This window comes from Microbacterium sp. S308A+, assembly GCF_049800815.1.
Lineage (GTDB): Bacteria > Actinomycetota > Actinomycetes > Actinomycetales > Microbacteriaceae > Microbacterium.
Map to the genome: position 1 here is coordinate 258,308 of NZ_JBNAFT010000002.1, position 22,478 is coordinate 280,785.

Below are 22,478 nucleotides of genomic sequence, written 5' to 3' on the forward strand. Positions count from 1 at the left end.
CATACTGTCGGTCCGGCGACAGACGTCGAGACGGGAGGAGCAGGGGTGCGCAGGGAGGTCGACGGTGGCGACCTCGGATCGTTCATCGGAGCGGATGGAGGTGGAGGCTAGGCTGGCACGATGGGTCTTTTCTCGCGCCGCAAGAAGCAGGACGACACCGTCAGCGCATCGCAGGAGCAGGACGGCGCGGCCGCCGGACGGGACTCTTCCGTCGCTTCCGGGACGTCATCCGTTCACGGCGCTTCGAACGCCGCGCAGGCTGCGGGTGACGCGCCGGACGCGTCTGTCCCTGGATCGGGCGTGGGCCTCGCGCGGGGTGAGACCCCGCCCGAGGCTCCGGCGGTGAATATCGACATCTCGGTCCAGGCCTTCCGCGGTCTCGGCGCTCCGGCCGGCCCCGAGGTCGCTGCACCCGGTGCGGAGGAGCCGGAAGGAATCCACGGGAGTGCGGAGAAGGCGCCGTCCGTCACGCAGGAGGGAGCAGCCGTGGCCGAACGGGTCCTGCCGCTCGCCCCGCTCGACCCGCCCGCGCAGACCGAGACGATCCCCGGGATGAAGGACAACGTCCTGCTTCGTGACGCCCTCGCGCAGATCGCGGAGGGGGCGACGCACGCGCAGCTGCTGGGTGTGCTCCGACAGGCGCTGCAGGGCCACCTCTTCCTGCGCGTGCAGGGCGACGCCGGTGAGCAGCTGAAGGAGGGCAAGCCGCTCGCGGTCGGGATCGTGAACGACGGCGATGACTCGTACATGCTCGCGTTCAGCGCGGCCGCCGCCGTGCGCGACTCGGTGCAGCTCGAGTCCGATCCGGCGGCGACCTCTGCCGTGGTCCAACCCGTGCAGGCCGTCTTCCGGCAGGTTGTGGAAGGACCTTTCGCCGGCCTCATCATCGACAACGCCTCGGCCCCGCACCGCGTCGTCCTCCCCTCCGCCGTGCTGAGACAGGCGATCGAACAGGCCGATCCGTCCTTCGCGTTGAAGACCATCCTCGCCGCCGAGCGACAGGCGGACTCCGAGGCGCGGATGGGGGAGGCGCTCACGTCGGCACGTCTCTGGGTCGCGGTCAACGCTCCCGAGGGCGAGGACGGGCAGATGGGCGTCGCCGAGGCGCACATGGCCGACGGCACGCGCTTCCTCCAGGTCTTCTCCCATCCGCTGGAGGTCATCGCGCTCGGTCGTGGTGAGCAGCCCATGCCGTTCAGCGGCGAGCAGCTCGGCAAGGTCCTCGCCGGACACCCGGAGCTCGCCGGCGTGCTCGTGGACCCGGCCGGTCCGACGATCGCGGTCCGGCGCGAGGCCCTGGCCCCCGTCCTCGCGCTCGCCGACGTCGACTGACCCGTCTCGCTCACGTTCCCGTCTCGATATCTGTCGCTCTGCGACGCTGATGGCGACAGGTATCGAGACGGGAACGGTCGCTGCTCGGGGCAGGCGGCGGTCAGCGCTCGGGCGCGGTGCCCTCGGACAGCGCGTGCAGCAGCCGGGTGAGCTCATGGATCTCGCCGAGCTCCCAGGCGTCGAGGGATCGGATCAGGCGCTCGTCGTCGTGCCGGCGCGCTTCGGTGAGGCGCTCGGCGCCCCGCGCCGTCGCGGAGACGAGGCTCGACCGGCCGTCGCGCGGATCGGGCGTCCGGTGGATCAGCCCGTGCTGCTCGAGCTCGCGCAGCAGGCGGCTGACGAGGGACTTGTCCGAGAGCGTGCGCTCGGCGAGGGCGGAGGCGGTCGCCTGCTCGCAGCGCACGATGAGCGCGAGCAGGCGGTAGGCCCCGGGCGAGAGGCCCGGCGCCACCCGCTCGGCGTTGGCGACATAGAGCCGACGGACCCGCGAGAAGAGCTCGCCGAACTCGGTCTCCAACGCGTGCAGCGCCACGGCCCGTTCGGGCGAGATCTCAGCCATCCTCACGATTCTCGCGCATGGAGCGTCCTTTCGTGGCCGTGGGGATCGGGCCGGTCGCCGGGATCGCCTCCATGCCCTGAGGCGTGCTCACCGTGGCGAGGTCGGCCTCTGCCGCCTGCAGGCGTTCCTTCGTCGTCATCCGGGTCAGCGGCGTGTTCGGCAGGAAGGCCACGGCGATCAGGCTGATCACCGCGAGGGGAACCGCGATGAGGAAGGACGACGCGATCCCCTGCGCGTAGATGTCCTCGACGATCACACGCACGGCGTTCGGAAGCGTGTGCACCTCGGGGAGCGTGCCGGAGGTGAGCTGTGCCGCCACCGCAGCGCCCTTCTCTCCCAGGCCTGCGATCGCGGTCGTGATGTCGGTCCTGCGGTCGCCGAACAGGCCGGCGACCGTGGCCGCGAGCGCCGAGCCCATGACGGAGACGCCCACCGTGCCGCCCAGGCTTCGGAAGAAGGTGACGCCGGAGCTCGCGGCGCCGAGGTCCTCCGGCCGTGCGGTGTTCTGGACGATCAGCACGAGGTTCTGCATCGACATCCCCACCCCGGCGCCGAGCAGGAACATGTAGACCGAGACGAGCGCGAAGTTCGTGTCGTAGTGCAGTGTCGACAGCAGCGCGGACCCCGCGATCATCAGCGCGGCGCCGACGATCACATAGGGCTTCCAGCGGCCGAACCGGGTGATGAGCTGGCCGACGACGATCGAGGAGCCGAGGAGCCCTGCGATCATCGGCAGGGTCATGAGGCCCGCCTGCGTGGGTGTCGCGCCGCGGGCCATCTGCATGTACTGGCTCAGGAAGACCGAGGTGCCGAACATCGCGATGCCGATCGAGATCGACGCCACGACGGAGAGGGTGAAGGTGCGATCGCGGAACATCCGCAGGGGGACGAGCGGCTCCGCGACCTTCAGCTCGACCACGACGAAGAGGATCGCCGCGAGCAGTGATCCGCCGACCATCAGCACGGTGGGGAGGCTCCACCAGTCGTAGTCCTTGCCCGCGCTGGTGACCCAGATGAGGAGCAGCGAGACGGCGGTGGAGAGCAGGACGATCCCGAGGTAGTCGATCCGGGCCTTCCGTCGCGTCGGCGAGGCCTTGAGCGTGGCCTGGAGGATCACGAGCGCGGCGATCGCGAACGGGATCGACACGTAGAAGTTCCACCGCCAGCCCGCGGCATCGGTCAGGAAGCCGCCGAGCAGCGGCCCTCCCACCGTGGCCACGGCCATCACCGCTCCGAACAGCCCCATGTACCGGCCGCGTTCGCGGGGGCTGATGATGTCGGCCATGATGATCTGGCTCAGCGCCGCGAGCCCTCCCGCGCCCAGGCCCTGCACGGCGCGGAAGGCGATGAGCATGCCCGCGTCCTGGGAGAAGCCGGCCGCTGCGGTGGCGAGGACGAAGATGGTCAGCGCGAGCTGGATCAGGAGCTTGCGGTTGAAGAGGTCGGCCAGCTTTCCCCAGACGGGGGTCGAGATCGCGGTGGTGAGGAGCGTCGAGGTGACGACCCAGGTGAAGGCGGTCTGATCGCCGCCGAGATCGTGCACGATCACCGGCAGCGAGGTCGAGACGACGGTTCCGGCGATCATCGACACGAACATCCCCAGCAGCAGGCCGGAGAGGGCTTCGAGCACGTGACGATGCGACATAGGGGCGAGGGCGGACGAGGTCATCGAGCTCCAAGAAGTAGTTGAGTAAAGTCAACTATATGCTGATAGTTGATAGCCGTCAACTACTCGCCGGCTCTCCTGACGGTTCCAGCGAAACTGATGTCGGAATCGTGACCTCTTGGCATTGCGCGGCGACGATGCGAATGGCCAGGATGAGCGTGTAGGGCACGTGGGGGGAATCCACGAAGGGGACGCAAATGTCAAAGACGACGAATCGCCGCAAGATCCTCGCGGTTCTGGCGGGCGGGCTCGTGCTCGGCGTCGGGGCCGCGATCACGCTGGCGGCATGGAACGACTCCGAGTTCGCGACCGGCACGTTCACCGCCGGCAACTTCAACCTGGAGGGCTCGACGACGGCAGCGGACGGCGGGTACGACGACCACGCCACCGCGGGGGCCGCCGGAGCGCTCACGTTCACCGCGCCCTTCGGCAACATGGCTCCGGGCGATGTCGTATACGCGCCGTTCTGGGTGCGGCTGGACGACACGACCACGACCGACGCCACTCTCGCCGCGGCGACGCCGACGGCCGTCGGAGCGAACGCGGCGAACATCTCCTACAACGTCTACGCGATCGCCCCTGCGGCCACCTGCGATCCGAGCGCGGCCTCCGGAACGCTCGTCGCCTCCGGTACCTCGCTCACCGACTTCACGGCAGGCGCGACGGTCGCGCTCGCCAAGGGAGCGACCGCAGGCACCGCGGGCGTCCCGACCCAGCTCTGCTTCCAGGCCACCGCGAAGCCATCCCTCGCCCAGGGCCAGACCGCCACGGGGACCTGGTCGTTCACCGCCACGTCGAGTTGAGCCTCCATGTCTCGCAGGCAGCGGCGAGAAGAGGTCCGCCGGATCCGATGGCGTCGTGCTCGTGCGATCCTCGCGAGCGGACTGGTGCTGGGCGTCGGCACGGCGGTCACCCTGGCCGCGTGGAATGACGCCGAGTACGGGGCGGCGACCTTCACGGCCGGCCGGTTCGGGATCGTCGGGGCGACGGACGGGAGCACCTTCACCGAGCACAGCAGCGTCGGCGCCGCGGCGACGCTGAGCTTCCAGGCGCCGCCCACGGCGATGGCACCTGGTCAGACCGTGTACACGCTCTTCAGCGTCAAGACGCTGAACCCGTCCGTCGCGGGCACTGTGCAGCTGCTCGCGGGCACGCCCACCGGCGGGCTGGCCGGGATGCTCAGATACGGGGTGCGTGCGATCGGCGGCACCACGTGCAACGCGACGAGCTACGCCGCGGGCACGGCCGTGGTCCCGGACGGATCCGCCCTGGCCACGAACGGGAGCGGTTCGCTGCCGTTGCCCGCCGACGGGGCGAGCGCGGTGAGCTACTGCTTCGCCATCACCCTGCCCAGCGGCGCGGACAACTCGGCTCAGGGACAGACGATGTCCCAGACCTGGCAGTTCTCGGCGGTGTCGAGCTAGGAGGACGCACAGCGCACAGCGCACGAGACGGGGAACCAGGGCACGCACGACCAGAACAGCGCGGGGAAGGAGAGCGATGAGCACGCCGACGACCAGACGTGAGCTGCGCGCTCGCCTGTCCTCGCCGGTGCCCTTGGGGGGCGGAGGGGAGGAGGAGGCATGGGCGCGGGGCGCCCGTGCCTCCTCGATCGACGTGGACGGCCGGGGTGAGGGCGGATCGTCCCGTCCGCGTCGGTCCGCCGGACCTGCGCTGGGCGAGGGGCTGCTCTGGGCGGCGGCGCTCGCCGGGCTCGTCTGCATCGTGCTCGTGGTGCTGGCCTTCACGGCGGACATCACGCTCATGATGTTTCGCACCGGATCGATGTCGCCGGGCATCCCTGCGGGCTCGGTCGCGATCGTGCAGCGGATCCCCGCGGAGGAGGTCGCCGTCGGCGACGTGGTGACCGTGGACCGGGCGGGGGAGCTCCCGGTCACCCATCGCGTGCGGTCCACCGAGCCGGGCCCTCAGCCGGGCGAGCGCGTGCTCGTGCTCCGCGGCGACGCGAACGACCAGGACGATCCCTTCCCCTACACCGTCTCGTCCGTGCGGATCGTGCGGTTCGCGATCCCGGGAGCGGCGCCGGTCATCGCGTCGTTGGGGAATCCGGTCGTGCTCGGCGGCATCACGGTCGCGGCATCCGTGCTCGTGGGCTGGGCGTTCTGGCCCCGGAGGGAGAGGCGCGAGGCGGCGGCATCGGTCTCTGGCCCGCGCCGAGAGGGGAGTGCGGGAGACCCGGACGAGGGCGGCGATCCGGTATGAGGAGGGTCGGGGAACGCGTCTTCGCCGCCGTGCTCGTCCTCTGCCTCGGAGGCGTCGTCACGGCGGCCGCGCCTCCGGCCACCGCCGCCGTGCGGACGGACGTGGTGCAAGGGCGCCACCTCCGTCTCGAGTCCGTCGCCGACTGGGAGGCCGCCAGCCGGATGCGGTCGGGCGAGTCCGTGCGCTGGGACGTGGAGGTCAGCGCGAACGCGCCGGAGCCCGGCCGGGTCTCGATCGGCGTGAGCGCGACCGGGGACGCGGCCCTGCGGATCGACGTCCGGCTGTGCGCGCTGCCCTGGCGGGGCGAGGAATGTCCCGGGGGTGCCGTGACCCTGCGCCACGGGTGGGAGGTGCCTCGCGACGGGGGCACGGTGGTCCTCGCCCGCACCGATGTGACGGCCGTCTCGCGGCTCCGGCTGGACGTGGCCCTGGATCAGCAGGCGCCGGGGGAGCGGCCCCCGGGACGGGACGACCGGGCGCCGGGACAGGGGGCCGGCGGGAGGTCCACCGAGGTCAGGGTGCACGCCGACGGGATCGGCGACTCCGTCCAGGTCGGGCCGGGACTGCCGCAGACCGGAGCGACCGTGCCGGTGTTCGGGATCGTCGGGGGCGCCGTGCTCCTCGTCCTCGGCGTGGGCGCGCTCCTCGTGACGGGGGCGCGACGGAGGCGGCGGGAGAAGGACGTCGCGCCGGCCGACGGTGCCGCGGCCGACAGCGCTGTGACCGTGACGGACGGCGCAACCGACGGGACCAGCGCGGCCGGAGCGGCCGGAACGGAAGGCCCTTCGGGCGACGATCCCGAAGGCCCGGGGGAGCGGGCATGAGCGACGCCGTCCCCCGTCGCCGTCGGGAGCGCAGAGCCGTGGCGCTCCTCGGCATCGGGCTGCTCGCGACCCTGTCCTGGATCGCGGCGCCGTCGACGACCGATGCGTCGTTCACCGACGGCGAGTACGCCGGGGCGAGCGTGACGGCGCTCACGATTCATCCGCCCCAGATCGCGAGCACTCCGCTGTGCCAGCGGCCGCCGTTGCTCGGGGGCGACGTGTTCTCGATCCGCTGGAGGATGCCGGCCGGCGTGCCGGCCGACAGCGTCGTCCGCTGGGCGATCGACGGTCAGGTCCTCACCACCTCTCCCGCCACCGCCACGGACCCGCAGGGATACTCCGTGTCGACCTTCGGCACCGCGCTGCTCTCGGGGCTTCTGGGATCGCTGCTCGGCGCGAACGTCAAGGTCGAGATGTGGGCGACATCGGGCACCTGGATATCGCCGACGGAGTCGACGATGACCTACTACGCCCCGCTCCTGGCGGGCTCGCCCACCTGCACGATCGTGAACGACACGGCCGGCTGAGCCCGGTCCGGTCGTCCGACCGTGCCTGCGGTCGGGCTCCTCGTCCGCCAGGGGCGAGGGCTAGTCGGCCAGGGCGAGGGCGCGGAACATGTCGCGCTCGCGCAGCGCGTCGCGACGGCTCTCGGCGGCCGGCTCGGCGCGCTCGGGCAGCGGGCGACCGGTCGTGCGCCGGTAGAGCTCGTCGATGAGGCTCGTGGCGAGCCCGACCAGCCGGGAGATCTCACGCTCGTCGCGGTCGATCCACACGCAGTGCGGCTCGTCGTGAACGGGCGAGAAGTCCTCGTGCTCCTCCCAGACGAAGAGCGTCCGCTCCGCTCCGAGGACGTGCTGCTGCCACCAGACCTGCCGCAGATAGGTGCGGGGGATCGCGCGCCAGGACTTGTTGGTGGTCTTGATCTCGGCCAACGTCACTCGTCCCTCGGCATCCTGCGAGATGCCGTCCGGCGTCGCAAGATGCCGCGGCTCGACGACGGCTCGGAAGAGGGCGGAGGAGGGGAGGATCCCGTGCGTCGCCGCGACCCAGGCCGCGATCTCGGGCTCGCGACGGCGCCCGTGGTCGGTGTAGGCGTTGCCGCCGAAGCGGGGGCCGGCGCCGAGCTTGGCGTCAGCGGCGCGCGCGATGGACGCCGTGCTCGTGAGACCGGCGACGTCGGTGGCGGTGATCCCGCGTGCCCGCGCCCGGAGCCAGGCGACGCGATCGCGGGAGTCCGCCACGATGCGCGCTTCGAGTTCCGGTGTCACCCTTCGAGGCTATCCCCGACGACGGACAGGAGCAGCCGCACACGCCGTCCGGAGTCGGGTCGTCCAGTGCTCCACGGGCCCGCCGACGACGGGTCCGGGTGCAACGGAACCCCGGACCGTCGCCGGCGCTTTCTCCGCGCCGACGGGACAGGCGAACGCGGCCTGCGGGCGCACCGTCTCCGGAGGAGGAGAGAACGCCCGCAGGCCGCGTCGGCGGCTCACCTGTCGGGTCAGGCGTGGACCGCCTGGGTGAGCCGGCGGACGAGAGCGCGCGGGTCGGGGGAGCCCCACACGTTCCGTCCGAAGGCGACGCCCGCCGCTCCCGCGGCGACGACGCCGGAGGCGAGGGCGACGACATCGTCCTCGGAGTCCGTCTTCGGGCCGCCGAGGGCGACGACCGGGACAGGGCAGGCGTCGACGACGGCACGGAACTCCTCCGGCGTGGCCGGCGAGACGGTTTTGACGATGTCTGCGCCGAACTCCGCGGCGATGCGAGCGCCGAGGGCGACGTTCTCGATGTTCCACTCGACCGCTCTGCCCCATCCGCCGGGGATGACCTCGGCCATCACCGGGAGGCCGTACCGTTCGGCCTCCCGTACCACCTGGGCGAGGCGGGCGAGGGAGCGGTCTTCATCGGCCTGGCCGATGAAGACGAGCAGGACGATGGCGTCGGCGCCGATGCTCACGGCGTCCTCGACGCGGTAGAGCAGCGAGGACACGTCGCCGTCCGGATAGCCGCCGAGCTCGGTGGTGCCGCCGTCGACACGGAGGACCAGCCCGGTCCGGGCGAAGGCCTCCGCGTACTCACGGGCGATGTGCCAGGTGGCCAGCACCCCGTCCGGACCGCCCTCGGCGATATCGGTCATCGTGCGCCCCAGCGGCGGGCTGGGGGCGATGTAGGCGGCGTGGTCGACGGCGGCGAAGACGCTGCGGCCGTCGGGTGCGAAGATGCGTCCCATGCGGCGGGTCTTGGCCGCTCCGACGGAGGAGAACGAGGACATTGGACTTCCTTTCATGCCGGCCGGCGGCCGGCGGATGGGAGGGGGTCAGGAGGCGGCGCGCGGACGCGCCTCGTGCTCGGCGAAGTCGCCCAGCTCGAGGAACCGGCGGTACGCGTCGTCGTACACGGGGGTGGGGACCGGATCGATGACCGTCATGTCGGGCACCGGCCACGCCGCCGGGTCGTCGGACGTGCCGGGCGCCGGCCACCAGCCGGCGACGGCACCCGCTGCGTAGGCGCTGCCGAGCGCGGCGAGGTTCGACTCCGCCGGCACTCGGACCGGGAGCCCGAGGATGGACGCCTTGATCGAACACCACAACCTGCTGCGCGAGGGGGATCCGGTGCACAGGACGTAGGCCGGCTCGATCCCGTCGGCGCGGATGCCGTCGAGGATGTGACGCAGCCCGAAGGCGGTCCCCTCCAGCACCGCCCGGGTGAGCTGGGCAGGGCCGGTGGCGCTCTGCACTCCGCTGAGGCCGGCGCGGAGCCCGCGGTTCCAGCGTGGCGCCCGCTCGCCCTCCAGGTACGGCACGAACACCGCGCCCTCGGCTCCGGCGGGGACCCCTTCCGCAGCGGCGAGGAGCCAGTCGACGCTGCGCCCGGTGAGGTCTCGCAGCCATTCGATCGCGAGGCCGTGGCCGTTGACCGGACCGCCGACGATCGCGGTGGCGCGGCTCGCCGAGGCGATACGGAACGCGTCGGCGGGGAGGGCGTCCTCGCGGACGGTCGCGACGAGTCCGCCGGTGCGGCCGCCGGGGTCCATGGCGATGCCATCGCGGGTCAGCCCGCCGGCCCAGAACGCGAGGAAGGCGTCCTGGCCGCCGGCCGCGATCGGCACGCCCGAGGGGAGGCCGTGGGTGCCGGAGGTGGACCCGATGAACGTTCCCGTCCGGCGGACGTCGCCGAAGTGGGGGATGGGGTCGTCGTCGGTCCAGCGCGACTGCACGTCGGCGGCGCCGAGCTGGCGGGCGATCCAGTCGTAGCCCTGGGAGGGGACCAGGCCCCCCTCAGCGGCCAGCACCTCGGCCTGGGCGACGTGCTGGCCGCGCGGGGGCAGGGTGGCGCCCGCCGGGTGCCGGACGGTGATCGCGAGGTGTGCGCCGTCGGAGACCACGGCCGGGCTCTGCCCGCCGATGCTGATCGCCTCGGGCGTCCTCGCCTCGGGATGTGCCTCGCGGACATCGTGCAGGACCCGCGTGACGGCGTGGAGCCACGCGGCGGGGTCGGCCCGCCCGGCCGGCCATCGGTCCGCATGCGGGTACCCGGCCGTCGCCGAGGCGAGCACCTCGCCGTCCGGCCCGATCGCGATCGCACGTGTCGAGCTTGAGCCGAGGTCGACACCGATGACCGACGACATCGGTCATCCCCCCACGAGCACGCGCATGACCGGGTTGTGCGCGGCGAAGTCGAGGGCCTCGTAGGCCTCGGCGAGCGGGTAGTCGGCGGTCACGAGGGCCTGCAGCTCGGCGGTGACGACGCCGGCGCCGATGAGCGCGCTGGCGCGCTGCCAGTCCTCCGGCTCCTGACTGTAGACGCCGATGATCGAGAGGCCGTGGTGGTGGATCTCGTCCGGCGAGACGCCGGCCGAGAGGTCCTTCGGGAAGGCGCCGAAGAGCACGACCGAGCCCGCGATCGCGACGAGACCGAGAGCCTGTTCGAGGGCGCCGGGGACGCCGGCGGTGACGAAGACGACGTCCTGGTCGTGCGCGTAGGCGGCGAGCTCGTCCGGCGTCGCGACCCAGCTCGCGCCGGCGTCCCGCGCCTCTTGCAGGCGTTCGCGGTCGACGTCGATCACGCCGATGCTGGACGCCCCGGCGAGGCGGGCCAGGATCAGGTGCAGGCGCCCCATGAAGCCTGCGCCGGTGATGGCGACGCGGTCGCCGGGGCGGATCCCGGAGAGGCGGACCGAGTTGGACACGCACGCGAGCGGCTCTGTCATCGCGGCGATCTGCGCCGGGGCGTCTCCGGTGGACCACACGCTCGCGGCGTCGGCGACCATGTACGTCGCTAGACCGCCGCCCATCGCGATGGTGCCGTCGGTGAGGGTAGCTTCCTGCGGGGCGAGGTCGAGGGCCGTGCGTGCCCGGCGCGAGGTGCGCGACGCCCGGTTGCGGGAGAGCATGTCGATGGCGACGCGCTGGCCGATCGCGGGGACGCCCTGCAGGCTCGCGACCTTGTCGCCGTGCGCGACGATCGTGCCCGCGGCCTCGTGCCCCGCCGCGACAGGATAGATCTGACGTTCACCGCGGAACAGTCGACGCTCCATCGTGCACAGGCCGCACTTCTCCAGAGCGACGAGGACCTGCTGGGGGCCGATCTCGGGCAGCGCGACATCGCGCATCTCCACGGTGGCGGGGGCCGTCATGACGGCGGCGGTGAGGTGCGTCGGCAAGGCCGGCGCCGGGGACGGGGAAGCGGTCGGAGTCATGCAGTCGACGCTATTGACGCCGGTCGCGTCGATCCCGAGGCCGGGGGCATGAACCTCGGTCGCCGGTCCCTGTGCCCCTAGCACAGTGACCCCACGAGGCCCCGAGGAAAGGATGGACGACATCCGCCGAGCCGGTCGCCGAGCCGGGCCGGATGCACACCGACAGAAAGAGCTCCCGTGGACGCCACGACGACCATCCCCGCCTCCGACACCGCCCCCCTCGTCCCTCCGGGATCGCGTGCCGAGCTCGATCCGCGCTGGCTGCCGGCAGGCGGGCTCGTTCCCAGCATCGTCGACGGCGCCGAGATCGTCGACGGCCCGCGGCGCGAGTGCCGCGACCCTTACACCGGAGCGGTCTTCGCGCAGGCCGTCGACGCGGACCCCTCGCAGGTCGAGCGTGCGATCGCCGCGGCCCGCCGCACGTTCGACGAGCGCACGTGGCGAGGGATGCACGCGACGGCGCGGGCCGACGTCCTGGACCGGGTCGCCGACATCGTCGGCGCCGAGGCGCCGCGGCTGGCGGCGCTCGAGACGATCGACACCGGGAAGGGCTATTACTCCGCCCTGCACAACGACGCCTACGAGGCGGCACAGGCGTTCCGCTACGCGGCCTCGGCGCTCCGCACGCACGCGAGCGACGTCCGCCACGGCAGCTACCCGCCGGCGATCGTGCCGGACGGCCCCGAGCTCGTCGTGCTGCGCTTCGACGACCCGGCCGGCGTCGTCGCCGAGCTGCTGCCCTGGAACGGCCCGCTGATGACGGGCAGCCAGCGCATCGCGATGGCGCTCGCCGCGGGCTGCTCGATCGTCGTGAAGCCCCCGGTGGACGCCGTCGTCTCGGCTGTCGAGATCGGGCGGATCGCCCTCCGCGCCGGCGTGCCCGCCGGGGTGCTCAACGTCGTCATCGGCGGCGGGTCGACGAGCGGGAACGCGCTCGTCACCGATCCGCGGATCGACCTGGTCAGCCTCACCGGCGGAGTGGAGACCGGGAAGCGTGTGATGGCGGCCGCCGCGCAGAACCTCACCCCGGTGCATCTGGAGCTGGGCGGCAAGTCGCCGGCGATCGTGTTCGAGGACGCCGACCTCGACGCCGCCGCGCAGTGGATCACGATCGGCGCCTTCGCGAACCAGGGTGAGGTCTGCGTCGCGGGCACGCGTGTGCTCGTGCACGAGAGCGTGTACGACGCCCTCGTCGAGAAGATCGCTCAGGCCACCGCGGCGCTCCCCGTCGGGGATCCGTTCGACTCCGGCGTCTTCATCGGCCCGCTCATCCACGCCGCTCACGCCGAGAACGTGCGCGGCTTCATCGACCGTGCCGTCGCCGGGGCCGACGCGGGGATCGCCGCCCAGGGCGTCCTCCCTGAAGGGGCGCCGGCGACGTTCGTCCCGCCGACGCTGCTGCGCGACGTGCGGCCGGGGAGCGAGGTGGAGCAGCAGGAGATCTTCGGTCCCGTGCTGGGAGCGATGAGCTTCACGGACGAGGCGGAGGCGATCGCCCGCGCCAACGGGACGAGCTTCGGTCTCGCCGGAGCGGTCTTCACCTCCGACAACGCCCGCGCCTTCCGAGTGTCCCGCGCGTTGGACTGCGGCGAGGTGTACGTGAACACCTACTACGTCGGCGCGATCAACGGCGGCCGTGGCGAGCCCCGTCGCAACAGCGGCTTCTCACGCACGGGTCTCGAGGCATACACCCGCAAGAAGTCCGTCACCTTCAACGTCGGCTGACCGTGGCCCCGTCCGCCGCGGTGCGGCGCGCGGCCGTCGCCGTGCTGGCCTGCGCCGCTCAGTTCCTCGTCGTCCTCGACGTGTCGCTGGTGACCGTCGCCATCCCGACCATCGCCGCGGAACTGCGGCTTCCGGACCTGCAGTCCTCCTGGGTGGTGAGCGGCTACACGGTTGCCTTCGCCGCCCTGCTGCTGCTCGGCGGCCGGATCTGCGACCTCCTCGGGCCGCGACGGGCGTTCCTCATCGCCTCCGGCCTGTTCGTCGTGGCGACGGCAGGGGGCGCGCTCAGCACGGACGGGGAGATGCTCATCGCCGCGCGGGCGGTCCAGGGAGCGGCGGCCGCGCTGCTCGCGCCGACCTCCCTGGCGCTGCTGCAGGACGTCGACGAGCCCAGGGCGCGGCTGCGGGCGGTCGCCGCGTGGAGCGCGACCTCCAGCGTGGGCGGGGCCTTGGGCGCGCTCCTCGGCGGCGTGCTCCTGCTGGTGTGGCCGTGGCCGGCGATCCTCCTCTTCGAGGGCGGTCTCGCGCTCGTCGGCCTGCTCGTCGCCCTCGCGGTGATCCCCCCTCGACGCCCGTCGGCTCCTGCGCGAGTGGACGTCGTCGGCGCGCTGTCGCTGTCCCTCGCCCTCGCCGCGGCCATGGTCGCCCTCGTGGACGCGGGGACCGTCGGCTTCTCCGGGCCGGCGTTCTGGATCGCGGTGACGGTCGCGCTCGTCGGCGCCGTCGCCTTCGCCCTCCGGCATCGGGCGGCGCCGGCGAGCAGCGTGCTCGCACCGGCGGTCCTGGGCACGCCGCGGGTCGCCGCGGCGAATGTCGTGATGCTCCTCGCCGCCGCCTCCTGCTTCCCACTCTGGTTCCTGCTCAGCCTCACGCTGCAGCGCGTGCAGGGCCGCGGCGCCTTCGAGACGGGGCTGTGGTTCCTGATCCCGTCGGCGGCGGTCGTCCTCGGCTCCCTCGCAGTCCCGGCCCTGCGCCGTCGGATCGCGACGCTGACCGTGGTGCTCCTGGCGGGAGCGCTCACCTCCGCCGGTGCCCTCGCCCTCGCCTTCTCCGGCGGTCGCGAGATGGCGACGGCGATCCTCCCCGCCTCGGCCGTCGCGCTCGGCATGGGCCTGATGTTCACGACGCTCACGGCGACGGGGACACGGGATCTGCCCGTCGCGTACCGAGGAGCGGCGGCCGGAGCGGTGAACGCGTCCCGGCAGGTGGGCGGCGCGACCGGCCTCGCCCTCGCGACGATCGCGTTCGCCAACACGGGAGGGGTGGCCCTGGGGTTCGCGGTCCTCGCCGCCTCCGGTGTGCTCGTCCTCCTCGTGGCGCCCCTGCTGCATCGTCCGCTGCGGGAGGAGCCGCCCGTGGAGCAGCCGGATCCCGGCGGTCCGGTGTCGGCGTCGGGCTCGCGGGGGCAGGGGCGGAGAGCGCAGCGGCAGGGGACGCAGGGGTAGGGGACAATGCCACTATGACCGACGCCGACCTGCTCGCCCTCGAGCGCGAGCTCACCTCCCTCGCCCTCGAGGGCGCGGGGTGGACGACCCTGCTCGACCGCCTCGCGCAGCGCACCGGCGTCCCGGCCTCTCTCATCGGCGTGCACGGGGAGCCGCTCGTCCCCGCGATGCCCGGCGCGCCGACCGCGATCTCCGCGGGAGACATCGCCGTGGCGTTCGCACAGGGTCATCTGGCCGCGGACGTCGCGACGGTCGACGGCGGCATGGCGATCGGACTTCCCGTGCTGGCAGGCGCCCGGCGCATCGGCCTCCTCGCCGTCGGCCGCGGCCTCGACGGAGAGGACGTCCGGGAGCGGCGGTCGGCGCTGCTGGAGGCGGCGAAGACCGCCGTCGCGGTCGAGGGCGTGCGCCGGGACACCCTCCAGCAGGCGCGGGGTGAGAACGCGAGCCAGATCGTCGACGAGCTGCGCTACGGATCCCTGCGCAACCCCGGCCGTGTCGCGCGCGCCGCCGCGAAGTTCGGTCTCGCGCTCGACGAAGAGCATCGCGGCGTCGTCTTCCACTACACAGGTTCGCAGCGGCAGTCCTGGGCGACGGCGGTGGCCTGGCTGCCCACGCCGACGCGTCTCAGCGGCGATCTGGCCTGGACGATCGTCGACGGGCGTACCCCGTCCGCGGAACTGGGACGGATCCGGCTGCGCATGCAGGGGATCGTGGGTGAGACGCCCCTCCTGATGAGCATCGGTCCTTCCGTCCGGGGCAGCGAGAGCACTGCCTCGTCCTTCCGCTCCGCCGAGACCGGGCTCGGGCTGCTCCTCTCCCGTGGCGGCGACGTGCTGTCCTTCGACGACCTCGGCGTCGAGCAGCTGCTCATGGAGCTCGGCGCCGCACAGCTCCACGCCTTCGTGGCGCGTCAGATCGGCCCCATCCTGCATCGTGACGATCTCATGACGACGCTCGCGGCCTGGTTCGAGCTCGACGGCAGCCGCAGCGCCATCGCGGAGCGGCTTTTCATCCACCGCAACTCTGTCGGCTATCGGCTGAGCCTGATCAAGAGCCTGCTCGGCGACGGGTGCCTCGAGCCCGGCTCCGCCCCGCGACTGCTCGCCGGGCTGCAGGCGCACGAGACCGCGCTCGCGATGGAGACGTTCGCGGCCGTCGAGCGCGGGGTCGCGGCCGAGGAAGGCGTCGACGGCGCGGCCGGCGTCTCTCCGCGAGGCTAGTCGAGCACGACGCCGAGGCCGTCGAGGTATCCCTGCACGTTGCGGCGCACCTCGGTCACCGAGTCGCCGCCGAACTTCTCCAGCACCGCGCGGGCGATCGTGAGGGCGGCGACATACTCCGCGACGACGGCGGTCGGAACGATCGCACAGACGTCGCTGCGCTGGTTGATCGCGGTCGCCGGCTCGTGCGAGGCCACGTCGACGGTCGACAGCGCCCGCGGGACGGAGGAGATCGGCTTGAGGGCCGCGCGGAAGCGCAGGGCCTCGCCGGTGGTCATCCCGCCCTCGATGCCGCCTGCGCGGGCAGAGCGCCGGCGGATCACGAGCTTGCCGTCACGTTCGCCGACCTTCTCGATCTCATCGTGCGCGCGTGAGCCGGGTCGGGTGGCGGTGGTGAAGCCGTCGCCGAACTCCATCCCCTTGATCGCCTGGATGCCCATCATGGCCTCGCCGAGCGCGGCGTCGAGGCGTCGGTCGCCGTGCACGTAGCTGCCGATCCCGGGCGGGAGGCCGTAGACGAGCACCTCGACGACGCCGCCGAGGGTGTCGCCGGCCGCGCGGTGGCGGTCGATCTCCTCCTGCATCCGCCGGGACGTCTCGGGGTCGACGCAGCGCATCGGCTCGGCGTCGAGGGCCGCGGCGTCCTCGGGGAGGGGCCAGAGGCCGTCCGGCGTCGCGACCGGGCCGCAGCCGACGACATGGCTGACGATCTGCACGTCCAGCGCCTGCGCGAGGAACCGGACGGCGATCTCGCCGAGAGCCACCCGCGTCGCCGTCTCGCGTGCGCTCGCGCGCTCCAGGACCGGACGGATGTCGTCGAAACCGTACTTCAGCATCCCGGCGAGGTCGGCGTGGCCGGGGCGGGGCCGGGTGAGCGCGGCCGCGCGACCGGAGCCCGCGAGACGGCCGGGCTCGTCATAGCGGCGGCCCTCCTCGTCCGTCGCCGAGACGGCCATCACCTCGGTCCACTTCGGCCACTCGCTGTTGCCGATGACGAGGGAGATCGGGGAGCCCAGCGTGCGTCCGTGCCGGATGCCCCCGAGGACGTCGAGCTCGTCCTGCTCGAAGGTCATCCTCGCACCGCGTCCGTACCCCCATCGCCGTCGCTCCAGGGCCTTGGCGATGTCGGCGGGCTCGATCTCGATCCCTGCCGGCAGCCCGTCGATCGTCCCCACGAGCGCCTTGCCGTGCGACTCGCCCGACGTGATCCAACGCAGCATCTGCACCACCCTCTCCTCATGCGGATGCGGAGCGACCGATCGGCCGCTCCGCATCCGCGCGAATCGCGCTCAGGATACCTTCCTGAGGCCTTGCACCATGACGCCCCCGAGGAGGGCGACCACACCGCCGACGATGAACAGCAGCGGGTAGTTCTCACCTCCTGCCGATCCGATCGCCAGGAGGAACGGGGCGACGATCGGGACGATCGACTGGGGGAGCGTGTTGGCGATGTTCAGCACGCCCATGTCCTTGCCGCGGTCGTTGTCGCTGGAGATGAGCTCCGAGACGATGGCGACGTCGATCGCGAGGTACACGCCCTGGCCGAAGCCGATCACGCCGACCGCGAGGAGGAACCAGCCCTCGGTGTTCCCGGAGGCGAGCATGACGAGGCCTGCCGCCATGATCACGCCGGCGACGACGGCGACGATCTTGCGCTTGCCCGTGCGGTCTGAGATCCAGCCCGCGATCAGCGACGCGACCACGGCGGCGGCCGAGGTGAGGAAGGTCGCGTTGCCGACGACGGCGCTCGCGGCGTCCTGGTCCAGGCTCAGCTGCGTCATCACGTAGTAGAGCTGGTAGGTGATGAGGCTGAAATAGCCGAGATAGACGAAGAGGCGTCCGAACCAGAAGATCGCGTAGTCGCGGTTCTTGACGGGGTTGACGTAGAAGGACCCGAGGAAGCTGCCGAGCGTGAAGGGCGTCAGGGTGCTCCGGTCGGCGGGGGCGTCGACGCCGCGGAGCGCCACGAGCAGCCAGCCCGAGGTGAGCACGAGGAACGCGGCCGGCACGAGGTACATGAGCGGCGGGATCGCGGCCACCCAGATGACGGTGTAGACGGCGACGACCTGGGCGCCGGTCAGGACGATCCCGAACCACGCCGAGACTCGACCGCGCAGGCGGGTCGGGATCTGGTCCGGGATCACCGCATGGCATGCGCAGGAGACGGCGTTGATGAAGAACTGGGCCACGGCCCAGCCGATCGTCAGGAGCGGGATCGAGTTCGCGAACGCGAGGATCGTCAGGCCGACGAGCCCGCCGATCGTGCCGATGAGGATCCAGCTGCGACGCTTGCCGAAGGACCAGGTCGTGCGGTCGGAGAGCCGCCCGAACAGCGGCTGGGCGACCAGGGCGATGAACGCGCCAGGAGCGAGGACGATGCCGAGGTTGACGACCCGGTCCTCGGGCGTCAGCGTGCCGACGCTGATCGAGAGGGCGATGAAGGACGGCGCGAAGACGGCGATGAAGGCGCCGAACTGCGCCAGGACAACGCCGATCAGGAGGGCGGGCGAGACCGATGTCGGTCCCGGGGAGGCGGGAACGCCGCTGGGGGGTGCGGCGACGGGGGTGTTCTCGAGCATCGTTGCTCCTCGGATCGGGTGTCGGAGAGCGAGCGCCGGGGCGCCTCGGTGATCCGAAGCTACCCGGGCTCGCGTGGACGCTCCCATGTGCTGCGCGCACAAGGATCCGAGGCACTCGCCTGTCCGGCCCGTGGGGGCCGGCGTCGACGTCCGGTCTTTCGGGGTTCCCACGTTCGAACGGACGGACGAGGGAGGCGTCGCGGCTGCCGGCGGTCTACGGCACGCGGACCGACGACGGACGCGGCCGGGCTGTCTGCTGCCTCAGGCGGTGGTCCCCTCGTCCTCCGATGCCGCGTCGACGCCGGCCTCAGCACGCTGTTCCGCGGTGATCGGGGCGGGGGCCGCGGTGAGCGGGTCGAAGCCGTTGCCGGTCTTCGGGAACGCGATCACCTCACGGATCGACTCGGTCTTGGTGAGGTGCTGCAGCACCCGGTCCATGCCGAGGGCGATGCCGCCGTGCGGCGGGGCTCCGAAGGCGAAGGCCTCGAGCAGGAACCCGAACTGGGCGTCGGCCTGCTCGTCGGTGATGCCCATGACGTTGAAGACACGCTTCTGCACGTCCTCCCGGTGGATGCGGATCGAGCCTCCGCCGAGCTCCGAGCCGTTGCAGACGATGTCGTACGCGTAGGCGAGCGCCGATCCGGGGTCGGTGTCGAAGGTGTCCTCATATTCCGGCTTCGGGCCCGTGAACGCGTGGTGCACCGCGGTCCAGGACCCCCCGCCGAGGGCCACGTCGCCCGAGGCCACGGCGTCGGCGGCCGGCTCGAACATGGGGGCGTCGACGACCCAGGTGAAGGCGAAGACGTCGGGATCCAGGAGGCCGAGGCGACGGCCGATCTCGACGCGCGCGGCGCCGAGGAGGGCGCGGCTGTCCTTGGCCGAGCCGGCAGCGAAGAACGCGCAGTCCCCGGGCGCCGCGCCCACGAGCTCCCTGAGGCCGGCCTGCTCCGTGGCGGACAGGTTCTTGGCGACGGGGCCGCCGAGAGTGCCGTCCTCGTTGAAGAGGACGTAGGCGAGGCCACGGGCGCCGCGCTGCTTGGCCCAGTCCTGCCAGGCGTCGAGCACCTTGCGCGGCTGGCTCGCCCCTCCGGGCATGACCACCGCGCCCACGTACTCCGCCTGGAAGACGCGGAAGGGCGTCTCGGCGAAGGCGGAGGTGACCTCGACGAGCTCCTGGCCGAAGCGCAGGTCGGGCTTGTCCGATCCGTACCTCGCCATCGCCTCGGCGTACGTCATCCGCGGAAGCGGGGTCTGCACCTCGACGCCGATCGTGGCCCACATCGCACGGACGAGGGCCTCCATCATCTCGATCACGTCCTCCTGGTCCACGAAGCTCATCTCGATGTCGAGCTGGGTGAACTCGGGCTGACGGTCGGCGCGGAAGTCCTCGTCGCGGTAGCAACGTGCGATCTGGAAATACTTCTCCACCCCGCCGACCATCAGCAGCTGCTTGAACAGCTGCGGGCTTTGCGGCAGCGCGTACCACTTCCCCGGATGCAGGCGTGCGGGCACCACGAAGTCCCGCGCGCCCTCCGGGGTCGAACGGGTGAGGGTCGGCGTCTCGATCTCCACGAACTCACGGGCGTGCAGCTCGTCGCGGATCGCCTTGTAGACCTGAGAGCGGAGCCGCAGGGCGGCCGCAGCGTTCGGGCGACGGAGGTCGAGGTAGCGGTGCTTGAACCGCACGTCCTCGCCGACCGGGTCGGCGTCCGCGGCTCCCGAGGAGACCGGGAAGGGCAGCGGAGCGGACTCGTTCAGCACCTCGACCTCGGCGGCGATGACCTCGATGTCGCCGGTGGGCAGGCTCGTGTTCTCGTTGCCCGCGGGGCGGCGGGACACCTCGCCGACCACCTTCAGCACGAACTCGCTGCGCAACGGATGGGCGACCTCCTCGTCCCGGATCACGACCTGGGTGATGCCGGAGGCGTCCCGCAGATCGATGAAGGCGACGCCTCCGTGATCCCGACGACGATCGACCCAGCCCGTGAGGGTGACGGTCTGACCGATGTGCTCGGCTCGCAGCGAGCCTGCCGAGTGGGTGCGAAGCACGGAGGATTCCTTCTGATCGGAGAGAGAGCGGGTTTCCGACAGTCTACTGGCGGCATCTCGCCGCGCTGGGCCCCGATCGCTATGATCGGAGCGCCCGCGCGTCGCCGCGCGGCGCAGAGAGGTCGACCAATGCTTTCCACCATCGTGCCCCTCGCCGACGGCGGCGACGGCCTGATCGCCGACGTCTACGCGGGGCTCTTCTCTGGGACCACCTCCCTCATCGCGCTGGTCTACTACGTCCTGGTGGTCATCGCCATGTGGCGGGTCTTCACGAAGGCGGGATACCCGGGGATCCTGGCTCTCATCCCGATCGTGAACCTCATCTTCCTCATCAAGATCGCCGGCATGTCGGGATGGCTCGTGCTGCTCTACCTCATCCCGATCGTGAACATCGTCTTCGCGATCATCGTGGCCGTGAAGCTCGGTGCCCGGTTCGGCAAGGGCGGGGCCTTCTCGTTCTTCCTGCTCTGGTTCCTGCCGGTGATCGGCTACTTCATCATCGGCTACGGTCAGGCCCAGTACCGCCGGGTCTGATCCTGTGCCGCCGGGCAGGACGTCCTGCCGCAGATAGTCTGGCGGCATGCCCGCAGATCGCCTCCACCTCGTCCGGCACGGCGAGGTCCATAACCCGGAAGGCGTGCTCTACGGCCGTCTTCCGGACTATCACCTGAGCGCGGCGGGTCGGCAGATGGCCCAGGCCGCCGCCGATCACGTCCGTGCGTCGGAGCGCTCGGTCGCGGCCCTCCGCTGCTCGCCGCTCGAACGGACGCGCGAGTCGGCGGAGCCCTTCACGGCCGTCTTCGGGCTGCCCGCGGTGGTCGAGCCGCGCATCATCGAGCCGGCGAACGTCTTCGAAGGACGACGGATGCGGCGCGCGCTGGCGAACCCGGTGAACTGGTGGCATCTCCGCAGGCCGTCCGAGCCCAGCTGGGGCGAGCCCTACGCGTCCATCGCGGCGCGGATGCGCGCAGCGATGGACGCGGCCTGGGCGGCGGGGGACGGCGGCGACGTCGTGCTCGTCTCGCACCAGGCGCCGATCTGGATCGCCCACCTCGCGATCGCCGGGCTGCCGCTCCGGCACGACCCGCGCACCCGTCGGTGCGCGCTGTCGAGCGTGACCTCGTTCGAGCGGCACGAGGGCCGCTGGCGCGAGGTCGCCTACGCGGAGCCCGCCGCTGCCGGCATCGATCTGGGAGCGGTGTAGCCCGGGCGGCCCCCCTCTTCCTGCGTCCGCCGCCGCGCGGCGTGTCGGACGAGGTCTTCGAAGAGACCCCGATCGGCGGTGCCCTGCTCCGGGTGCCATTGGACGCCGATCGCGTACCACTGATCCTGGGTGTCCTCGACGGCCTGGACCAGGCCCTCCTCGCTCCGGGCCGTCACCACCAGGCGGTCGCCGAGCCGGTCCACGCCTTGATGGTGGTAGCTGAGGACGATGCGACGCCCTGCCCCGAGCACGCGAGAGAGTCGGGTGCCCTCGGACACCTCGACGGGGTTCTCAGCGAATCTTCCGCCTCCACGGCGATACCGGTCGGTGCCGAGGGCCTCGGGGAGGTGCTGGTGCAAGGTTCCGCCGCGGGTCACGTTGAGCAGCTGAAACCCCCGGCAGATCGCGAGAAGGGGCAGTCGGCGGCGCTCTGCTTCCCGAAGGAGCGCGGACTCCCAGGAGTCGCGGTCCTGATCCGCGTGATCGGACGCGGGGTGTCGAGGCTGTCCGTAAAGCGTCGGGTCGATGTCGTAGCCTCCGGTGAGGATCAGCCCGTCCACTCGTTCCAGGACCGTCTCCGCCGCCCTGGCGTCAGCGCGCGGCGGCAGGAGCACGGCCACGCCGCCCGCCTCTGCGACCGGATCGATGTACGAGCTGTGCAGAAAAGCCGCGGGCGTGTCCCACACTCCTTGCTGGATGCGATCGAGGTAGGTCGTGAGGCCGATGACGGGGCGACCGTGCGGCAGCTCCTCGCCCTGTTCTTCTGATGTCATCCTTGCTCTTCCTCTCCGCTCGAAGCGCCCCTGTCTCCTCGCTGTTCGCCCGACCGGAAGGGGGCGTCGGACACGTTCCGGAGCCCCCTCCGTAGCGGTCCTGGCCTGATCCGGCCCGGCGATCGCCGGTGGCTTGACGAGCCAGGGGGTGTGAAGCATAATGACTGATTAGCGAGCGCT

The 22,478-nt window shown here is 71.8% G+C and carries 21 protein-coding genes; 11 read left to right on the plus strand and 10 right to left on the minus strand.

Annotation, left to right across the window (positions count from 1 at the left end; translation table 11 throughout):
• The first annotated feature begins 120 nt into the window (after nucleotides 1–120).
• Nucleotides 121–1,332 carry an SseB family protein gene (locus tag ACP15J_RS07015; RefSeq protein ID WP_424936297.1) on the plus strand — a complete coding sequence of 404 codons (1,212 nt, stop codon included), beginning with the start codon at nucleotides 121–123 and terminating at the stop codon, nucleotides 1,330–1,332.
• Nucleotides 1,333–1,432: 100 nt separating this feature from the next.
• On the opposite strand, the gene ACP15J_RS07020 is transcribed toward ACP15J_RS07015, so the two are convergent.
• Together ACP15J_RS07020 and ACP15J_RS07025 are read right to left on the minus strand one after the other, a co-directional pair.
• A complete protein-coding gene (locus tag ACP15J_RS07020; protein WP_424936298.1) occupies nucleotides 1,433–1,891 on the minus strand; it encodes a MarR family winged helix-turn-helix transcriptional regulator in 459 nt (152 codons plus the stop codon).
• A complete protein-coding gene (locus ACP15J_RS07025) occupies nucleotides 1,884–3,536 on the minus strand; it encodes an MDR family MFS transporter (protein ID WP_424980910.1) in 1,653 nt (550 codons plus the stop codon). The genes ACP15J_RS07020 and ACP15J_RS07025 overlap by 8 nt, the downstream gene beginning before the upstream one ends.
• Nucleotides 3,537–3,754: 218 nt before the next feature.
• On the opposite strand from ACP15J_RS07025, the gene ACP15J_RS07030 reads away from it, so the two are divergent.
• The 5 genes from ACP15J_RS07030 to ACP15J_RS07050 all read left to right on the plus strand — a co-directional run bounded on the left by ACP15J_RS07030 (nucleotide 3,755) and on the right by ACP15J_RS07050 (nucleotide 7,131).
• Nucleotides 3,755–4,360 carry a SipW-dependent-type signal peptide-containing protein gene (locus ACP15J_RS07030; RefSeq protein WP_424936300.1) on the plus strand — a complete coding sequence of 202 codons (606 nt, stop codon included), beginning with the start codon at nucleotides 3,755–3,757 and terminating at the stop codon, nucleotides 4,358–4,360.
• A 6-nt stretch (nucleotides 4,361–4,366) separates the two neighbouring features.
• Nucleotides 4,367–4,981 carry a SipW-dependent-type signal peptide-containing protein gene (locus ACP15J_RS07035; protein WP_424936301.1) on the plus strand — a complete coding sequence of 205 codons (615 nt, stop codon included), beginning with the start codon at nucleotides 4,367–4,369 and terminating at the stop codon, nucleotides 4,979–4,981.
• 76 nt (nucleotides 4,982–5,057) lie between these two features.
• Nucleotides 5,058–5,780, plus strand: a complete 723-nt coding sequence (locus tag ACP15J_RS07040; RefSeq protein ID WP_424936302.1) for a signal peptidase I — start codon at nucleotides 5,058–5,060, stop codon at nucleotides 5,778–5,780.
• Nucleotides 5,777–6,604 (plus strand): hypothetical protein, encoded by an 828-nt coding sequence (locus tag ACP15J_RS07045; protein WP_424936303.1) that lies wholly within the window; start codon nucleotides 5,777–5,779, stop codon nucleotides 6,602–6,604. Before ACP15J_RS07040 ends, ACP15J_RS07045 begins: the two co-directional genes overlap by 4 nt.
• A complete protein-coding gene (locus ACP15J_RS07050; RefSeq protein ID WP_424936304.1) occupies nucleotides 6,601–7,131 on the plus strand; it encodes a hypothetical protein in 531 nt (176 codons plus the stop codon). Before ACP15J_RS07045 ends, ACP15J_RS07050 begins: the two co-directional genes overlap by 4 nt.
• Before the next feature lie 60 nt (nucleotides 7,132–7,191).
• Here the strand turns inward: ACP15J_RS07050 and ACP15J_RS07055 are convergent, their stop codons facing one another.
• The 4 genes from ACP15J_RS07055 to ACP15J_RS07070 form a co-directional block, all read right to left on the minus strand.
• Nucleotides 7,192–7,872 (minus strand): YqaJ viral recombinase family protein, encoded by a 681-nt coding sequence (locus ACP15J_RS07055; protein ID WP_424936305.1) that lies wholly within the window; start codon nucleotides 7,870–7,872, stop codon nucleotides 7,192–7,194.
• A 230-nt stretch (nucleotides 7,873–8,102) separates the two neighbouring features.
• The gene (locus ACP15J_RS07060) at nucleotides 8,103–8,873 is read right to left on the minus strand and encodes a class I fructose-bisphosphate aldolase (protein WP_424936306.1); all 771 of its coding nucleotides are present in this window, start codon (nucleotides 8,871–8,873) and stop codon (nucleotides 8,103–8,105) included.
• Between the two features lie 45 nt (nucleotides 8,874–8,918).
• Nucleotides 8,919–10,229 carry a xylulokinase gene (locus ACP15J_RS07065; protein ID WP_424936307.1) on the minus strand — a complete coding sequence of 437 codons (1,311 nt, stop codon included), beginning with the start codon at nucleotides 10,227–10,229 and terminating at the stop codon, nucleotides 8,919–8,921.
• Between the two features lie 3 nt (nucleotides 10,230–10,232).
• Nucleotides 10,233–11,300: a zinc-dependent alcohol dehydrogenase gene (locus ACP15J_RS07070; protein WP_424936308.1), complete on the minus strand. Its 1,068-nt coding sequence runs from the start codon at nucleotides 11,298–11,300 to the stop codon at nucleotides 10,233–10,235.
• Between the two features lie 177 nt (nucleotides 11,301–11,477).
• Here ACP15J_RS07070 and ACP15J_RS07075 point away from each other — a divergent pair, with 177 nt between their 5' ends.
• The 3 genes from ACP15J_RS07075 to ACP15J_RS07085 are packed head-to-tail and all read left to right on the plus strand — an operon-like array spanning nucleotide 11,478 to nucleotide 15,693.
• Nucleotides 11,478–13,025, plus strand: a complete 1,548-nt coding sequence (locus ACP15J_RS07075) for an aldehyde dehydrogenase family protein (protein ID WP_424936309.1) — start codon at nucleotides 11,478–11,480, stop codon at nucleotides 13,023–13,025.
• 2 nt (nucleotides 13,026–13,027) lie between these two features.
• The gene (locus tag ACP15J_RS07080; protein ID WP_424936310.1) at nucleotides 13,028–14,470 is read left to right on the plus strand and encodes an MFS transporter; all 1,443 of its coding nucleotides are present in this window, start codon (nucleotides 13,028–13,030) and stop codon (nucleotides 14,468–14,470) included.
• Nucleotides 14,471–14,484: 14 nt separating this feature from the next.
• Complete coding sequence (locus ACP15J_RS07085) at nucleotides 14,485–15,693, plus strand: PucR family transcriptional regulator (protein ID WP_424936311.1); 1,209 nt, start codon at nucleotides 14,485–14,487, stop codon at nucleotides 15,691–15,693.
• Here ACP15J_RS07085 and aroC read toward each other — a convergent pair.
• The 3 genes from aroC to aspS all read right to left on the minus strand — a co-directional run bounded on the left by aroC (nucleotide 15,690) and on the right by aspS (nucleotide 20,321).
• Complete coding sequence (gene aroC, locus ACP15J_RS07090) at nucleotides 15,690–16,913, minus strand: chorismate synthase (RefSeq protein ID WP_424936752.1); 1,224 nt, start codon at nucleotides 16,911–16,913, stop codon at nucleotides 15,690–15,692. The genes ACP15J_RS07085 and aroC overlap by 4 nt on opposite strands.
• A gap of 69 nt (nucleotides 16,914–16,982) precedes the next feature.
• Entirely contained in the window at nucleotides 16,983–18,272 is a 1,290-nt protein-coding gene (locus tag ACP15J_RS07095; RefSeq protein WP_424936312.1) for an MFS transporter, read from the minus strand.
• Between the two features lie 261 nt (nucleotides 18,273–18,533).
• Nucleotides 18,534–20,321, minus strand: a complete 1,788-nt coding sequence (aspS, locus tag ACP15J_RS07100) for an aspartate--tRNA ligase (protein ID WP_424936313.1) — start codon at nucleotides 20,319–20,321, stop codon at nucleotides 18,534–18,536.
• 129 nt (nucleotides 20,322–20,450) lie between these two features.
• Here aspS and ACP15J_RS07105 point away from each other — a divergent pair, with 129 nt between their 5' ends.
• Nucleotides 20,451–20,855 carry a DUF5684 domain-containing protein gene (locus ACP15J_RS07105; RefSeq protein WP_424936314.1) on the plus strand — a complete coding sequence of 135 codons (405 nt, stop codon included), beginning with the start codon at nucleotides 20,451–20,453 and terminating at the stop codon, nucleotides 20,853–20,855.
• A 46-nt stretch (nucleotides 20,856–20,901) separates the two neighbouring features.
• Nucleotides 20,902–21,525 (plus strand): histidine phosphatase family protein, encoded by a 624-nt coding sequence (locus ACP15J_RS07110; RefSeq protein WP_424936315.1) that lies wholly within the window; start codon nucleotides 20,902–20,904, stop codon nucleotides 21,523–21,525.
• On the opposite strand, the gene ACP15J_RS07115 is transcribed toward ACP15J_RS07110, so the two are convergent.
• Entirely contained in the window at nucleotides 21,480–22,298 is an 819-nt protein-coding gene (locus ACP15J_RS07115; protein WP_424936316.1) for a gamma-glutamyl-gamma-aminobutyrate hydrolase family protein, read from the minus strand. The two genes, ACP15J_RS07110 and ACP15J_RS07115, sit on opposite strands and share 46 nt — an antisense overlap.
• Between the last annotated feature and the right edge of the window lie 180 nt (nucleotides 22,299–22,478).